13 protein-coding genes are annotated in these 15,890 nt (G+C 72.2%); 5 read left to right on the top strand and 8 right to left on the bottom strand.

The genetic code is table 11. The features are described from left to right. Nucleotides 1-6: 6 nt before the first annotated feature. A complete protein-coding gene (locus ACLJQZ_RS41890) occupies nt 7-1,206 on the top strand; it encodes an MFS transporter (protein WP_410626551.1) in 1,200 nt (399 codons plus the stop codon). A 204-nt stretch (nt 1,207-1,410) separates the two neighbouring features. On the opposite strand, the gene ACLJQZ_RS41885 is transcribed toward ACLJQZ_RS41890, so the two are convergent. The 5 genes from ACLJQZ_RS41885 to ACLJQZ_RS41865 all read right to left on the bottom strand — a co-directional run bounded on the left by ACLJQZ_RS41885 (nt 1,411) and on the right by ACLJQZ_RS41865 (nt 6,579). Further along, nucleotides 1,411-4,242, bottom strand: a complete 2,832-nt coding sequence (locus tag ACLJQZ_RS41885) for a helix-turn-helix transcriptional regulator (protein ID WP_410626549.1) — start codon at nt 4,240-4,242, stop codon at nt 1,411-1,413. Nucleotides 4,243-4,888: 646 nt separating this feature from the next. Further along, nucleotides 4,889-5,452: a YbhB/YbcL family Raf kinase inhibitor-like protein gene (locus tag ACLJQZ_RS41880; RefSeq protein WP_410626548.1), complete on the bottom strand. Its 564-nt coding sequence runs from the start codon at nt 5,450-5,452 to the stop codon at nt 4,889-4,891. Continuing rightward, a complete protein-coding gene (locus tag ACLJQZ_RS41875) occupies nt 5,449-5,637 on the bottom strand; it encodes a hypothetical protein (protein ID WP_410626547.1) in 189 nt (62 codons plus the stop codon). Before ACLJQZ_RS41875 ends, ACLJQZ_RS41880 begins: the two co-directional genes overlap by 4 nt. Further along, entirely contained in the window at nt 5,603-5,995 is a 393-nt protein-coding gene (locus ACLJQZ_RS41870; RefSeq protein WP_410626545.1) for a hypothetical protein, read from the bottom strand. Before ACLJQZ_RS41870 ends, ACLJQZ_RS41875 begins: the two co-directional genes overlap by 35 nt. 44 nt (nt 5,996-6,039) lie before the next feature. Further along, the gene (locus ACLJQZ_RS41865; RefSeq protein ID WP_410626543.1) at nt 6,040-6,579 is read right to left on the bottom strand and encodes a helix-turn-helix domain-containing protein; all 540 of its coding nucleotides are present in this window, start codon (nt 6,577-6,579) and stop codon (nt 6,040-6,042) included. Nucleotides 6,580-6,656: 77 nt separating this feature from the next. On the opposite strand from ACLJQZ_RS41865, the gene ACLJQZ_RS41860 reads away from it, so the two are divergent. From ACLJQZ_RS41860 to ACLJQZ_RS41850, 3 genes are all read left to right on the top strand, one after another. After that, complete coding sequence (locus ACLJQZ_RS41860) at nt 6,657-7,544, top strand: alpha/beta hydrolase family protein (RefSeq protein ID WP_410626541.1); 888 nt, start codon at nt 6,657-6,659, stop codon at nt 7,542-7,544. Between the two features lie 62 nt (nt 7,545-7,606). Beyond that, nucleotides 7,607-8,419 (top strand): CPBP family intramembrane glutamic endopeptidase, encoded by an 813-nt coding sequence (locus ACLJQZ_RS41855; protein WP_410626540.1) that lies wholly within the window; start codon nt 7,607-7,609, stop codon nt 8,417-8,419. Nucleotides 8,420-8,589: 170 nt separating this feature from the next. Next, nucleotides 8,590-11,757 (top strand): family 78 glycoside hydrolase catalytic domain, encoded by a 3,168-nt coding sequence (locus tag ACLJQZ_RS41850; protein WP_410626538.1) that lies wholly within the window; start codon nt 8,590-8,592, stop codon nt 11,755-11,757. A gap of 139 nt (nt 11,758-11,896) precedes the next feature. Here the strand turns inward: ACLJQZ_RS41850 and ACLJQZ_RS41845 are convergent, their stop codons facing one another. Next, the gene (locus tag ACLJQZ_RS41845; protein ID WP_410626536.1) at nt 11,897-12,682 is read right to left on the bottom strand and encodes a MaoC family dehydratase N-terminal domain-containing protein; all 786 of its coding nucleotides are present in this window, start codon (nt 12,680-12,682) and stop codon (nt 11,897-11,899) included. Nucleotides 12,683-12,704: 22 nt separating this feature from the next. Beyond that, nucleotides 12,705-13,862, bottom strand: a complete 1,158-nt coding sequence (locus tag ACLJQZ_RS41840; protein ID WP_410626535.1) for an acyl-CoA dehydrogenase family protein — start codon at nt 13,860-13,862, stop codon at nt 12,705-12,707. A gap of 191 nt (nt 13,863-14,053) precedes the next feature. On the opposite strand from ACLJQZ_RS41840, the gene ACLJQZ_RS41835 reads away from it, so the two are divergent. Then, entirely contained in the window at nt 14,054-14,350 is a 297-nt protein-coding gene (locus ACLJQZ_RS41835; RefSeq protein ID WP_410626533.1) for a hypothetical protein, read from the top strand. A 79-nt stretch (nt 14,351-14,429) separates the two neighbouring features. On the opposite strand, the gene ACLJQZ_RS41830 is transcribed toward ACLJQZ_RS41835, so the two are convergent. Next, complete coding sequence (locus tag ACLJQZ_RS41830) at nt 14,430-15,890, bottom strand: alpha/beta hydrolase (protein WP_410626531.1); 1,461 nt, start codon at nt 15,888-15,890, stop codon at nt 14,430-14,432.

Here is a 15,890-nt window from a genome sequence, read left to right as displayed (position 1 = left end):
GGAGCGATGTCCCGTGCTACCCCTGTTTCGACCGTCGTGATCTTCATCTTGGCCCTCAATCTGCGCCCGGCCGTGACGAGCCTGGGCGCGGCCCTGCCGGACATCTCGGTCGCCGGGAGCCTGGTCGCCGCCGTGCTCGTCGCGTTGCCCCTGTGGGCGATCGGCCTCGGCGGCTGGGCGTCGCCCTGGCTGTGCGCCCGGATCGGGACGCACCGGATCGTCACCGTGTCGCTCCTCGGGCTGGCGGCTTCGCTGTTCGCACGGGTCCTCGGCGGCCCGGTGCCGCTGCTGGCCGGGACGGCGCTGGCGTGCCTGGCCATCGCCGCGCTCGGCACCGTGCTGCCGATGCTGGCCAAGGGGTCGGCCGCGTTCACCCTCGGGCTCGGGCTGGGCAGCACGGCGGGGGCGCTGATCACGCCGCTGGCGGTGCTGTCGTCGTCGTGGCGGGTCGGCCTGGGCGTGTGGGCGCTCACGGCCCTGCTGGCCCAGCGGGTGTGGCGGCGCACGCACGTCGAGTTCCTGGCGCCGAAGGTCGCGACCGGGCCGGTGCGGGCCCGGGCCCTGACCCTCCACTTCGGACTCATCTCGACGGTCACCTTCCTGGTCATGGGCTGGCTCCCGGGAATCCTGCGCAGCGCGGGTGTGCCGCCGGCGAGTGCCGGCGCGTACCTCGCGCTGTCGATGGCCATGGGGCTGCCCATGATGTGGCTGGTGCCCGGCTGGACGCGCCGGTGGCGCAACCAGACCCTGCTCGTGGTCGTCCTGGCCGCGCCCAACGTCGTCGGCGTGGCCGGGCTGCTCATCGCACCGGCGGCCGCGCCCTGGCTGTGGGCCGCGGCCACCGGCGCGGGCATGGGGTCGCTCGCGTTCGTCCTGACGACGATCTCGTTGCGCAGCAAGGACAGTTCCCTGGCGCTGTCCGCGGTGGTCCAGGGCGTGGGGTACGTCATCGCCGGCTTCGGCGTGCTGGCCTGCGGCTGGCTGCACACGCACACCGGCGGCTGGCAGATCCCGCTGGTGCTGGTGCTGGCGATCCTGCTCGGCCAGGTGGCCAGCGGGCACATCACGGTGTCCCAGCGGGTTCCGGCGGAACCGGAACCCGAACCGGCGCCCACGCCGGAACCGGCTCCGGAGCCGGCACCGACGCCGGCTCCGCACGTCCTGCTCCCGGTGCGCCAGCAGGACGCGCCCGGGGCCGCGGCCTGATGTTCCCTTCCCGGTCCGCTCCGGGCACACCCCTGGCCGGGGTGTGCCCGGAGTTCACCCGTTTCAGCGATGGCGCTCGCTCATCAGTTCGATAACGTGGAGGGCGTGACGACAACCAGGCGCGTTCCCGCGGATCGGCCGAGCACCCTCGGCTCGTTCGTGGCGGCCGTGCGCCGGTGGTTCCGGCGTTTCCGCCGCGCGATGTCAGCCCGAAGCGGACCGGTGCCGGGCGGCTTCCCGGGCGATGTCGATGCGCGAGTGGACGTCGAGCTTGGTCAGGATGTGCGAGACGTGCGTGCCGACCGTGCGCGGCGACAGGTACAGGCGGGCCGCGATCTGCGGGTTCGACAGTCCTTCGACGACGAGCGCGGCGATCTTGCCTTCGGTCGGGGTCAGGCTGTCCCAGCCGTGCGTGATCTGGCGGTGCTTCACCGTCGGGCCGCGCCGGATGCCGAACGCCCGGAACCGCGCGCGCAGCCTGGCCACGTCCCAGTGCGCGCCGAGCTCGGCGTAGAGGTCGAGGGCGTAGGTGAAGGCGGCCCGCGCCGAGCCGCGGTCATCGGACGGGGTTTCGGCGAAGGCGATCGCGGCGGCTTCCAGGGCCTTGGCCCGCGAGAGCGGGCGGCCCGCGTCGCGGTAGCCGTCGGCGGCCTGCAGCAGCGTCGCCGCGTCCAGCTCGAGCAGGCCGTGGCAGTACGAAGCCAGCGCGAGGCGGTGCGGCACGGTGGAACCGGCGGCGATCTTGCGGACCCGGGCGTCGATCTCCACCGCAGTCCGTGTGTCGCCGGTCGCCGCGGCCAGCCGGGCGGCGTCGGCGAGCAGGTCCTCACCCTCGTCTTCGCCGGCCAGCGCGTCGGTGAGCGCGGCGAGCGCCCGCTCGGGCAAGCCGTCGTGCTCGAAGGCGAGGCTGCGGGCCCGGGCGAGGGACTCCACGACCCGGCCGCCGATGCGTTCCGAATACGGCGACGCGACGTCGAGGTGCTTGCGGGCCGCGGGGCCGTCGCCGCGGTGGAAGTGGATGATCGCGGCGACCCCGTGGTCGCAGCACGCCACGCTCGGGTCCTTGAGGTCGTCCGGGACGACGTCCACCTCGGCCAGCGCGTCGTCCCAGCGGCCGGTGCCCAGCAGCAGCTGCCCGAGCGCGCTCTGGGCCTGGGTCAGCCGCACGACGCTGCCGGTGCGGTCGGCCAGCTCGCGGGCGCGCGTGGCGGCGGCGAGTGCGTCGGTGTAGCGGTCGAGCGCCCCGAAGGTGACCGACTGGTTGATGCGCAGCAGCAGGCCGAGGTCGGTCAGCGCGGGATCGCCCTGCGCCTTGGCCATCGCGCGCTCGAACAGCGGCAGCGCCGCGGTCCACTCGCCCCGCATCATCGCCACCAGGCTCAGCACGTGCAGCGCCCACCCGGTGGCCCAGCGGTCCTCGACCTGCCCGGCCTCCTCCAGCGCCTCGGTGGCCACCCGGCTCGCGGTGACGACCTGGCCGAGGTCGCGGTGCGTGCGCGCGATGAGCACGAGCAACCGGGCCCGGTGCCGGGGTTGCAGGCCCGGCCGGGCCACCGCGTCGTTCAGCGCCGCCAGGGACTCAGCGGAGCGGCCGGTCATCCCGCGGCACTGGGTGACCGTCGTGTGCAGGTCGACGAGCAGGTCGGGGTCGTCGAGGTGCTCCAGGGCGCGGCACGCGATCCGCTCGGCCTGGCCGAAGTTGCCCAGCCGGTAGTGCGCGTCGGCCAGCCGGCAGGTCAGCGCGGCGGTCACGGCGTCACCGGGCCGCGCGTCCCGCACCGCGCGGCGCAGGAGCGCGACGGCGACCGCGGGCGCCTGGCCGATCAACGGCGCGGCCACCTCCAGCAGCCACTGCACGGCCCAGGCCGGCACCGGCACCCGGCTGTCGGTGGTCGACACCATCGGCAGCAGGTGCAGCGCGACCCGCTCGACCGGTGCGCCCGCCTCGGCCAGGGACCGCGCGGCTCCCTGGTGCCAGGCGACCCGGACCGACGTCGGCATCTCGTCGTACAAGGCCTTGCGGATCAACGGGTGCCGGAACGCCAGGTCGTCGCCGGCCGCCACCAGCACCCCTGCGGTCCGGGCCTCGTCGAGAGCGGGCAGCAGGCCGGGAAGCGGGGAGCCCGTCACGGTCACGAGGTCCCCGACCGAGAAGCCGACCCCGAGCAACGCCGCCGCCCGCAGCACGGCCCGCGTCGGCTCCGGCAGGAAGCCCAGCCGGTCCGCGATCGCCTCCGGCAGGGAGTCCGGGGTGTCCCCCTCGGCGAGCTGGGCGATGCCCGCGTCGTCGACGTCCAGGCACGAGCCCCTGGTCAGGGCGTCGAGCAGTTCGGTGAGGTACAACGGGTTCCCGGCGGCGTCGTCGGCCAGCCGCTCCAGCTCGGCCCCCGGTCTGCCGCCGGCCAGTGCGGTCACCAGCTCGATCACCGCCGGTTCGGCCAGCCGGCCCAGTCGTAACCGCTCGCCCGGCCCGACGATCCGGTACAGGGAGCGCAGGTCGTCGCGGCGCGGGACCGGGCGCAGCACGCCGATCAGCAGCAGCGGAAGCTGCCGGACCGAGCGGGCGAGGCGGCCCCACACGGCCACCGTCGTGCGGTCGGCCCACTGCAGGTCGTCGACGACCAGCACCACCGGTCCGTCCTGGCAGAGCTCGTCCACCAGCGCAAGCAGCTGCTCGGCGGCCGCGGCGGCGAGGTCGGCGCCCTTGCCCGCGACCGCACTCCCGTGCAGCAGCCCGGAGATGGCGCTGCGGCGGGAATCCTTCGCGGACGGCGTGATGTGCAACGCATCCAGCAACGGCAGCAGCGGCAGCGCCTGTCCCAGCTCGTCGCCGGCGCCCCAGTAGACCTGGCAGCCCAGCCCGGTGGCGGCGCCGCCACCGGCGCGGACCAGGGCGGACTTGCCGATGCCCGGTTCGCCGTCCACGAGCACGGCGCGACCACGGCCCGCGACCACGTCACGCACCCAGCCGACCAGCCGGGAGACCTCGTCGTCCCGGCCGATCAGGAGCTCGGCACCCTCCGTGAGCGGTCGCACAGGGGAGATAATAGGAGGGAAACTGTTACCCAACAAGATGTACACTGTCGTTGCCGGAACGTCGGCCGGGGTTGCCGAACCCTCCTCACGGGAAAATAACAATTCGGCAATTGATCGGCTTTCCGGTTAAACTCCATTCCGCCACTTGTCGTTGGGGGGTCATTAACCGCCCGTTGACCACCGGTTGCCCCGGCTCTGCGATGGTCCATCGAGGCCCGAACAGATCAGTCACGTACAATTGACCACCGGAGGAATCGATGCGGGTTCACCGAGCGGTCGCCGTCGGCGCCGCAGTTGCCTTGAACGTTTTGGCCCTGGCCGTCCTGGGTACTTACCCCACGGCTGCTGCCCGTGACGAGAACGTGACATCGGCCCTCGTGAGCACGGCCGTTCCGGACGAAATGGGGTACAACCGCGTTTCGACCGACGAAATGGGTTACAACTAGGTCTCCCCGACCTCCCCGGCCACAGAATGGGTTACAACTCGGTCTCCGCGACCCGACGGCCGCAGCCGGATCAATTCCCGGCTGCGGCCGTTCCGTGTCCGCGGAGCGGCTCGTTCGATGATTTCGATGAATCGCCCCGGACTTCCCGTATCGTTTGCCGCGTCCGCGCCGGGTTGCCGATTAATCCGCGGGCAACCGGGTCAGCGTTCGAAAACGCCGGTCAGCCGGCCGCGGGCGAGAACGGGGCCGGTGATCACGGGCAGCAACGTGCGGGGCCGCGCCCGCTCCGGTGACAGTGAGTCGGGAACCGGCGCGGACAGCGCGAACAGCTGGAAGACGTAGTGGTGCGGCCCGTGCCCCTTGACCGGCGCGGGACCGTGGTAGCCCCGGCCGATGGTGGATCGCAGCACCCGGACCCCAGGACCAGGCTCTTTCGCTGTCAGGGCACCGGTTTCCAGCGGTCCGGCCGACGGATCGACCAGCGCTACGCAGTGCACGGCGGGTTTGCCCAGCGGGACGTCGACGTCTTCGACGACCACGAGGAGCTGGGCGGTGCCGGGCGGAAGCGTCGTCCAGGCCAGCTGGGGAGACCGGTCGCCGCCGCCGACGTGCTTGGCGCACTGCTCCAGCGGCAGCGGGCCCCCGTCGTCGAAGTCCCGGCTGGTGAGCGTCAGCTGTTCGGGGCCCTGGAGGTTGGGCTGATTCCAGGCCAGGTGGGCGTCTCCGGCCCGGCGGTTGCGCAGGAGCCGGCCGAGCAGCGTCATCGGGTCGTCTCGACCATGCCGACGACCTCGGCGGTGGTGGTGGTCACCGAGGCGCCGCACGGCTTCGGCGCCACCGAGCCGGCCGTGCGCGACCGCCAGCAGTCGATCACGAAGGGGCCGCCGAGGATCGCGCCAGGCAGCCGGTCCAGCTCAGCGGCCGGCCACGTCGACGAGCGAGAGATCACGAGCCCCCGCCGCCCAGAGCAGAAAGCCCAGCAACCACGACCTGGGGCGGATCGGCGCAGTCATCGAGATCACGCAGCGCGGCCAGCAGAGTCCGCCGGGCGGGCGGATCACCACCGAAGGATCCGGCAGAGCACCGGCCGCCTGATCAGCACCGGCGGCCTTGAGCAGGGCGACCGCCGACGCGATCTCGTCGCACGGCGTGCCTTGCGGGACGAGTTGGTGACGGCCACGGCAGGCCCCGGGCGCGGCGAACACCTTCGGTGTCGCCGGCACTCTCTTGCTCTCGGCGAAATCCGTCACCAGCACCGCCCGGCCGTCGCAGAGGCTGACCGGTTGCTCGTGCGCAAGCCGCGTCATCCGACGCGAACCACCGCGCGGGACGGCGAGGCGCGCGGCCGGCCTTACCCGGCGCTCGCCTGGGGTTCGTCCGGGACGACGACCAGGCTGACGACGCGCCGGATGCGGCCCTCCCGCACGTTCTCGAACCGCGAGACGACCGCCTTCTCGATCTCCTCGACCATCACGGCAAACTCTTCGTCCGTCAGCCACACCGCCGCTTGCCGGTAGACCACGCCGTCCGCGTGCGGGTCGGCGCCGGGGTGGGCCAGGTAGCGGTCGAAGTCCCCCAGCAGCGACGCCGCGAACGTCGTGTACGACCGCAGGTGGTCCTCCTTCGACATCGCCGCGCGCGCCTCGGGGTCGACCACCGCCTCCTTCTTGCGCACCCGGTAGCTGCGCTCGATCGTGCCGCGCACCCGCCGCTCCCGGGCCACCTCCAGCACCCCGGCCTCGGCCAGCACCGCGATCTGCCGGTACATCGTGGCCGGCGCCACGTCGGGGATGCGCTCGCGCAGCTGCGCGGTGGTCAGCGGATCGGCGTCGAATAGCGCTTGCAGGATGCGCATCCGGACGGGGTGCAGGAGCAGATCGGCGGTCGCCATGGACCAATGTTCTCACATGCGATACTGTTCTCACAGTCGAGAACATTTGCATGATCGAGAATGATGGGGGACGACTCATGCGGGACGTCGACACGACGGTCACCGCGGACGACGGACTGCCGCTGGCCGGCACCCTGACGCTGCCCGCGGGCGTCGGCCCGCACCCGGCCGTCCTGCTGCTGCACGGATCCGGACGGCTGGACCGGGACGCCGGCACGCGCCGGCTCCGCACGGGGTACGGCCCCGCGCTGGCCGAAGCCCTTGCGCGCCAAGGGATCGCCTCGCTGCGTTACGACCGGCGCGGCGTCGGCGCCACCCCCGGCGACTGGCTCGCGACCGGGTTCGCCGGCAACCGGCGCGACGCGGCCGCCGCCGTGCGCGCCCTGGCCGCCCGGCCGGACGTCCGGGCCGACGCCGTCGGTGTGGTCGGGCACAGCGAAGGCGCCCTCCACGCCATGGCCCTCGGCGCGCACGCCGACGTCGCCGCGGTGGTGCTGCTGGCCGGGTTCGCCCGCCTCGGCGAAGACGCCCTGCGGTGGCAAGCCGGGATGATCGTCGGCGACCTCCCCGCGTTCGTGCGACCCGCGCTGCGGGCCTTCGCCCGGCGACAGCTGACCCGGATCAAGACCACGGATACCACCCGGGTCGCCGGGTTCCCGGTGAACGCCCGATGGATACGGGAACTGCTCGCCCACGACCCGCGCCCGGACCTCGCGGACATCCGGGTGCCCGTCCTGGCGATCACCGGCGGGAAGGACGTCCAGGTCGACGCCGCGGACCTGGCCGAGATCCGCCGGCTGGTGCCCGGCGAGGCCGAGGTCCACCGGATCCCCGACCTCACCCACCTGTTGCGCCGCGACGCCGGCCGCGCATCGGTTCGGTTTTATCGCCGGCAGCTGCGCCGTCCCGTCGACGCCGACCTGCTCGCCCAGGTGTCCGGCTGGCTCGCAAACCGACTCGAGTAACTCTGACAAAACGAATTGTTCCCGGGCTCGATGCTGCCCATTTTCGAACGAAAGGCATTCGCGTGACCACCATTTCCCCGGTTCAGCGGAAAAGCGGGCTGGCTCTTTTCTGGACCGTCACGTTCACGACGAGCTGGGCGTTCTGGCTCGTCGCGATCCTGCTCGGCGGACCGCCGACGAGCTCCCCCACCGTCGTCCCCTACCTGCTCGGCGGCTTCGGCCCGGTGTTCGGCGCGATCGCCGTCCGGGTGCGGCGCGCCCGCCGCGGTGAACCCGCCCCGGCGCACGCGGTCGGCTCCCGGCCGGGCGTGCGCTGGTTCTGGATACTTCCCTTACTGGCGCTGGCATCAGCGACCGTGGTGGCCGCTGCACTGCTCGCGGACGTCCTCGGCGGTCCCCCGCTGAGCCTGACGGCGGGGCAGCACCTGGTCACGACCGCCGGCGGGCCCGTGGCCTTCGTGATCAGCATGCTGATCGGCGGCCCGCTGGCCGAGGAGCCCGGCTGGCGCGGCACGGCTTATCCGCGCCTGCGCGCGTCGATGACCCGCCTTCAGGCCGGTTTGCTGCTGGGTATCATCTGGGCCGTGTGGCATCTGCCGTTGTTCTTCATTCCCGGCACGATCCAGGCTTCTTTCGGCCTATTCGGCTTGAGCGGGCTGCTGTTCATTCTCGGCGTCGTCCCGATGGGGTTGCTGACCGTTTTCGCCTACGAACGCGGCGGTGTTCCGGCGTCGATCGCGGTCCATTTCGGCGTCAACACGACCATCGCGCTGCTGACCGTCAACGCGCCGCCGGCGCAGGCGATCGTCCTGGTGGTGCAAGCCGTTGCCGCGCTCGCGTTGCTCGGCCGCGGTCCCCGTCCGGCGCGGGCCTGACGCCACGGGAGCCGGCCGGCGGTCGCCGCGGAGGCGACCGCCGGCCTCTTGTCACCGGGTCGGAGTTCTGCCTACCATCATCCTCGTCACGCGGGTTGAAACGATTCATTTCGTCGGGGATCGACCGCCGCCCTGTCAACGGAGAGAGGAACGCGATGTCTTCGCGCCTGATGACGGCTTCGTTGGCCCTGCTGACCTTCCTGACCCTGGGGGTGGCGCCCGTCGAGGCGTTTCCCGCGCTCGGCGACGTCCAGGCCGGCGGCCTGCAGGTCGAGCACCAGACCGACCCGCTCGGGGTCGACGTCGCCCGGCCGCGGTTCGGCTGGGCGCTGACCGCGAAGGACACCGCGCGTCAGTCGGCGTACCGGATCGTGGTCTCCACCGAGGCCGACGGGCCCGCGAACGTGTGGGACAGCGGCGAAGTGCGGTCGTCGCAGTCGTTCGACGTCACCTACGCCGGCCGCGCCCTGAAGGCGCGGACCCGCTACTTCTGGCGCGTCCAGGTCTGGGACGCCGCCCGGCACGCTTCGCGGTGGAGTGCATCGGCGTCGTTCGAAACGGCGTTCCTGGCACCGGGCGAGTTCCAAGGTGACTGGATCGGCGCGCAGGCGACCTCGACGCCGCCGTCGTTGACCGGCGCGAGCTGGATCTGGTACCCCGAAGGGAATCCGGCCGACTCGGCACCCGTCGGCACGCGGTACTTCCGGCGCGCGTTCGACCTGCCCGCCGGCGACCGGATCACCTCGGCCCAGCTCGAGCTCACGGCCGACGACAGCTTCACCGTGTCCGTCAACGGACAGCAGGTCGCCGCCTCGCCGCACGTCGGCGACTCCTGGCGGACGGCGACCGTCGTCGACGTCTCGACGGCGCTGCGTCCCGGCCGCAACGTGATCGCGGCCGAGGCGACCAACGCCCAGCCCGGGCCGGCCGGCTTCCTCGGCAAGCTCCGGGTCGAAAGCTCGGGCGCCCCCTTCGAGCTCGTCACCGACGCGACCTGGAAGTCCGCGAACGCCGCCGCGACCGGCTGGCAGCAACCGGGCTTCGACGACGCGGCCTGGCCGCAGGCGCTGGTCGCCGCCGCGTACGGGTCCGGCCCGTGGGGCAGCTCGGTCTCCACTCCTCCCCCGCCGGAACCGTTGCTGCGCAACGAGTTCACCCTGGACAAGCCGATCAGGTCCGCCCGCGCGTACATCGCCGGTCTCGGCTACTACAAGCTCTACCTCAACGGCGCCCGGGTCGGCGACCACGAGCTCGACCCGGGGTTCACCGTCTACGACAAGACCGCGTTGTACACGACCTACGACGTCACCGCGGCCTTGCGCGCGGGCGGCAACGCGGTGGGCGTGAGGCTGGGCCGCGGGTACTACGCGATGACGAACCCCGACGAGTGGGTCGCTTCCCCGTGGCACAGTGAACCCAAGCTGAAGCTCGAGCTCGACGTCACCTACCAGGACGGCAGCACCAAGCGGGTCACCAGCGACAACACCTGGAAGGTCGCCGACGGGCCCACCCGCACGGAGTCGCTCTGGTTCGGCGAAACCTACGACGCGCGGCTGGAGCGGCCCGGCTGGACCACCACCGGGTTCGACGCCACCGGCTGGCGGCCCGCACTGCCGGTGACCGGACCCGCCGGGACGCTGCGCGCGGAGGCGTTCCCGCCCATCAAGGTGACCGACGACCTGCCGATCACCAGTGTCACCGCGCCCCGCGACGGCGTGCACGTCTACGACGTCGCCGGCCCGACCGCCGGCTGGGCGCGGGTCGGCCTGCGCGGGCCCGCCGGCGCCCAGGTGACGATCACCTACGGCGAGAAGCTGAACCCGGACGGCACGGTGGACAACGTCGGCGGGTTCGGCATGCAACTGCAGTCGTACACGTACATCCTCAAGGGCGACGGCCTGGAGAGCTACCAGCCCAGCTACAGCTACGCGGGCTTCCGCTACGTCCAGGTCGCCGCGCCGGCGGGCGTCACCGTCGCCTCGGTCGACGCCGAGCGCGTCCACACGGCCGTCGCCACCACCGGCGGCTTCACCAGCTCGAGCCCGCTGCTCAACCGCTACGACGACGCCGAAGCGAACACGATCCTGAACAACCTGCACTCCGTCCCGACCGACACCCCGATGTACGAGAAGCGGCCCTACACCGCGGACGCGCACCTGTCCGCCGACTCCGCGATCGCCCACTTCGACATGCGGGACTTCTACGAGAACTGGATGCGCGAGCACCGCGACGACCAGAACCCGGACGGGTCGATCGGCCAGACCGTGCCCGCGACGGTCGGCGGCAAACAGGTCAAGGACCCGGTCTGGTCGGCGAGCTTCGTCCTGATCACCTGGGACCTCTACTGGTACTACGGCGACACCCGCGCCCTCGCCGAGAACTACGACGCGATGAAGGCGTGGCTCGCCTTCTACGAGCAGGACATCGCGAAGACCGGGAACATCTACACCGGCTTCAGCTACGGCGACTGGCTCGCGCCCGGCGCCGCGAACCCGCCCGAGGGCACCCGGCTCTCCGGTACGGCTTACATCGACAAGACCGCCACGACCATGGCCAAGATCGCCCGCACCCTCGGCCACGAAGCTGACGCCGAGCATTTCGACGCCTTCGCGGGCACGGTCGCGAACGCGCTCAACACGACGTTCCTCGACAAGGCGTCGGGGGCCTACTACGACGACCGCGCGGCCGGCTACCGCCAGACGTCGAACCTGCTGCCGCTGAGCCTCGGCATCGTCCCGGCGCAGAACCGCCCGGCCGTGGTCGCCAACCTCGTCAACGACGTCAAGACGCGCGGCGTCCACCTGAACACCGGGGCGCTGGGCACGAAGATCATCCTCCCGGCGCTCACCGACGCCGGGTACGGCGACCTCGCCTACCAGGTGGCGACGAACCCGACGTACCCCGGCTGGGGCTACTGGTTCACCGGTCTCGGCGCCACCACGATGTGGGAGGAGTGGGCCGCCACCTCGCGCTCGCACGACCACGCCTTCCTCGGCACCGTCGACGACTGGCTCTACCAGCGCGTCGCCGGGATCGAGCCGGCGGCGCCCGGCTACACGGCGGTCAAGATCCAGCCCCACCCGGTCGGCGACCTCACGAACGCGTCCGCCCACGTCGAGTCCCCGCTCGGCCAGGTCAGTTCGGCGTGGACCCGCGACCACGGCCGCTTCACGCTGCGCGCCGGAGTGCCGGCCGGAGCGACGGCCGAGATCTCGGTGCCGGCCCGCGAGGCCCGCGCCGTCCAGGCACCCCCGGGCGCCCGGTTCACGAGGGCTCAGAACGGTTACGTCACCTACCGGGTCGGCTCGGGCGACTACGTCTTCCGCTCGACCTTGTGAGGATCGGCCGGGTGACGGGTCAGCTGACCCGTCACCCGCGTGACCCGGCCCGTCACCGACGTGATCCGAGCCGGAACTCGCGTGATCAGGGCCGTGACTCGCGTGATTGGGCCCGGAAGTCGCCGTGGTACTCCCAGGCTCAGCGCAGCGTGCCGGTGGCGGTCCGCCGTCCGTGGCGGTCGCGGACGGCCGTCGTGACTCCGTCCGCCGAGACGTCGGCGCGGGCGATCAGGCCCTGGTGGTCGAACAGCGGTGAGACGAGCCGGTAGTCGAAGGTCTGGTCGCCCTCGCAGCCGGCCGCGTGGGCGGCTTCCGCCATGGCGAGAGCCTGGAGCGGGCCGTGGGTGAGCAGGCCGGGATAACCCTCGACGTCGCGGCTGTAGTCGCGGTCGTAGTGGATGCGGTGGGCGTTGTAGGTCAGGGCGGAGAAGCGGAACAGCAGCGTCGGCGTCACGTCGAGCGCCCGGTCGCCGTCGGCGGGCGGGACCACCGGGCCGTCTCCGGGCAGGCTCGGTAGGCCGGCTTCGCGGTAGACGACGTCCTGCTGCTCGTCGACCACGACCTGCCCGCGCTGCGAGATCCGGTGCGCGACGACGACGAACGTCAGCGCACCCGACCCGCCGTGTTTCTCCGTCGTGGACAGGACTTCCGAGTGCCGGGTCGCGGGTTCGCCGCACCGCAGCGGCCCGGACGTCCGGACCCGGCCGCCCGCCCACATGCGACGTCGTCCCGGGCCCGGCGGGGCGAGGACCCCGCCGCGCACCGGGTGCCCGTCCGGGCCGAGATCCGCCTGCGCGGGGCGCTCCAGCAGGTACAACCAGTGCCACAGCAACGGAAGCCCGGCCTCGACGTCCGGCAGCGGCACCCCGAGCAACGCGGCGAGCGCCTCGGCCGGTTCCGGCTGGATCAGCTCCGTGCGGTCCATGTGTCTCCTTCCGCGCGAGGGTTCAGGACGGGATCAGGTGCCGCTTGACGAGCTGCCGCGCGATGACGTTCCGCTGAATCTCGTTGGTGCCTTCGCCGACGATCATCAGCGGCGCGTCACGGAAGTACCGCTCGACGTCGAACTCGGTGGAATAGCCGTACCCGCCGTGGATCCGCACCGCGTCGAGGGCGATCTCCATGGCCGTCTCCGACGCGAACAGCTTCGCCATCCCGGCTTCCAGGTCGGCGCGCTCACCGGAGTCGTACCGGCGGGCGGCGTGGTGCACCAGCTGGCGCGCGGCCTCGAGCTTGGTGGCCATGTTCGCCAGGAGGTTGCCGACGGACTGGTGCTGCCAAATCGGCTTGCCGAAACTCTCGCGCTCCTGGGCGTAGCGCAGGGAATCTTCGAGGGCGGCGCGCCCGACCCCCAGCGCCCGGCAGGCGACCTGGATGCGGCCGATCTCCAGCCCGCGCATCATCTGCGTGAACCCGCGGCCTTCCGTCCCGCCGAGCAGCGCCGTCGCCGGGACGCGGAAGTCGTCGAAGGCGAGTTCGCAGCTCTCGACGCCCTTGTAGCCCAGCTTCGGCAGGTCCCGGGAGACGTGGAAGCCGGGGCCGGGCTCGGCGAGCAGGATGCTGATGCCGCTGTGGGCCGGGTCCGCCGTGGGATCGGTCTTGCACAGCAGGGCGATGAGCTGGGAGCGGCGGGCGTTCGTGATCCACGTCTTCGCGCCGTTGACGACGTAGGCGTCGCCGTCGCGGCGGGCGGTGGTGCGCAGGGCCTGCAGGTCGGAGCCGCCGCCGGGTTCGGTCAGGGCCATCGTCGCGCGGATCTCGCCGGTCGCCATCTTCGGCAGGTAGGCGTCCCGCTGCTCCGGCGTCCCGTGGTCGAGCAGCAGCTTCGCCACGACCGTGTGCCCGCCCATCGCGCCGGCCAGGCTCATCCAGCCGCGGGCCAGCTCCTCGGTGACGGCGGCGTAGCACCGCGCGGACACGTGCGCCTCGCCCCACGGTCCGGGGATCGCGAGGCCGAAGATGCCCATCGCCTTCATCTGCTCGATGAGCTGCTCCGGGTAGACGTCGCCGTGGTCGAGCTCCCGCGCCACGGGCCGCACTTCGCGGTCGACGAACTCCCCCACCAGGGCGACGATCGCCACTTCCTCTTCGGTGAGCCCGTCCATGACGACTTCCTCTCTGTGGCCGGCCTGCCAGGTAATGGTGGCCCAGCCGGCCGGCCCCGGCAGATCCCGCGCTACCCGGCGACGCCGAGGTACCAGTGATTCGGGCGTGCCGGCCGCCAGTTCCACGGCGGCGGAGTGCTCCTGCCGGCGATCACCGCGTAGGCCAGGCCGGGCTGCTGACCATCCCGATGATGGCGGGCATCCTGGTCTTCTCGATCGTCGCCGGCCGCCGGATCAGCCGCACCGGCCGGCTGAAGCCGTTCCTCGTCACCGGCGCCGTCAGCCTCGCCGCCGGGTTCGCCGGGCTCGGGCTCCTCGCCCACCAGGTCGCCGACCGGACAGCGGCGGGTGTCCCGGCGCCGGCCGCCTACGGGCCGCCACCGGGCACATCTCCGCCATCTCCGCCGGCGTCGCGCTGCTGGGCGTGCTCGCGGCGGTCCTGCTCAAGCCGGTTGTGCGCACCAGCCTGGACGTGCCCGCCCCGGTGAAGGACTCGTCCACGACCGGGTGACGTAAGCGTTTGCGGGCCCAGCCGGTTTCACGCCGGCCGGGCCCGCAACACGTCGGTCAGGAGGTTTCCGCCGCGCAGGACGTGTCGTGCGCCGGGCGCTTGCCCGTGACCAGGAAGTCGGTCACCGCGTTGTTGCCGCACTTGTTCGGGGCGACCACGTAGGCGCCGTGGCCACCCTGGTCGATGGTGACCATCCGCGCCCGGTCACCGAACGCCGCGCGCAGCTTGCGGGCGTTCACCAGCGGGGTGCCCGGGTCGCGCCGGTTCTGCACCAGCAGGACGTTCGACGGCCCGTTCCCGGTGATCCGCACCTTCGGCTCCGTCGCCGGGGCCTGCCAGTACGCGCACGCCGAGATGTTCGCCGAAGCCGCGCCGAGCATCGGGTAGCGGACCCGGTCGACCGCGACGTCACGCTGGTAGCCCGCCACCGACTTCGGCCAGACCGAGTCGGTGCAGATGACGGCGAACCGGGCGGCGAAGGCGTTCTCCGTGGCGGCCTCCGCGGTCAGCGCCGGCACCTTGCCCTGGTCCAGCGACTGCCACGCGGCCGCCAGCATGGGGAACGAGGTGTCGCCGTAGGTGAAGCTGAAGTTCAGCCCGCGGAAGATCCCGCCGGTGAACGCGCCGACCGGCTTCTTGTCCAGGCGGGCGGCCAGGTCGTAGAACTTCGCGGTCACCTGGGCCGGCGTGGTGCCCAGCCCGTACTCCGGGTGCGCCGCGGCGAACTTCGCGAAGTCCGGGAACCGGTCTTCCAGGCCCCGGCCGAAAGCACGCATCGCGTCGACGTCGTAGCCGTCCGGCCCGAGGTTGCTGTCCAGCACGATCCGGTCGCCGCGCCGCGGGAACATCGTCGTGTACACCGCGCCCAGGTACGTGCCGTACGAGCCGCCCAGGTAGGAAACCTTGGTCTCGCCCAGCGCCTCACGGATGCGGTCCATGTCCCGCGCGGTGTTCGCCGTCGTCACGTGCGGCAGCATCCACCCGGTCTTCGAGGTCGCGCACTGCTTGGCTTCCGCCTTCGCGACCTCCGCCTGCTTCACGACGTCGGCCGCGTCCTTCGCGTAGGGCAGGTTGCCGATCGCCTGCTGCTCCGGCGTCAGGTCGCAGGTCACCGGCGTGCTGTGCCCGACGCCGCGCGGGTCGAACCCGATCACGTCGTACGCGTCGCGCACGCTCTGCGGCAGCGGAGCCGGCAATCCCTTGAGCGTCAGCAGCTGCGGGTAGTCCCAGCCCCCGACGCCGGGCCCGCCCGGGTTCGTCAGCAGCACACCGCGCCGCTTTTCCGGGTTCTTGCTCGGCATCTTCGAAACCAGGAGGTCGATCTCGCGCCCGCCGGGGTCCCGGTAGTCCAGCGGCACCTTCAGCGTCGTGCACTGCAGGTCCGGGGTGGGGAACGTGGTGGCCGGACAGGTTCCCCACTTCAGGGTGTCCGGCGGTGACGGCGCGGCGGACGCGCTCGGCACCAGGGCCGTCGCGGCGACCGCGGCGATCGCCGCGGCCAGCAAGAACTTCTTCAT

The organism is Amycolatopsis sp. cmx-8-4 (assembly GCF_046548675.1).
Taxonomy (GTDB): Bacteria; Actinomycetota; Actinomycetes; order Mycobacteriales; family Pseudonocardiaceae; genus Amycolatopsis.
The sequence above is the reverse complement of the archived record's forward strand: the minus strand, read 5'-3'. Positions and strand labels throughout refer to the sequence as shown.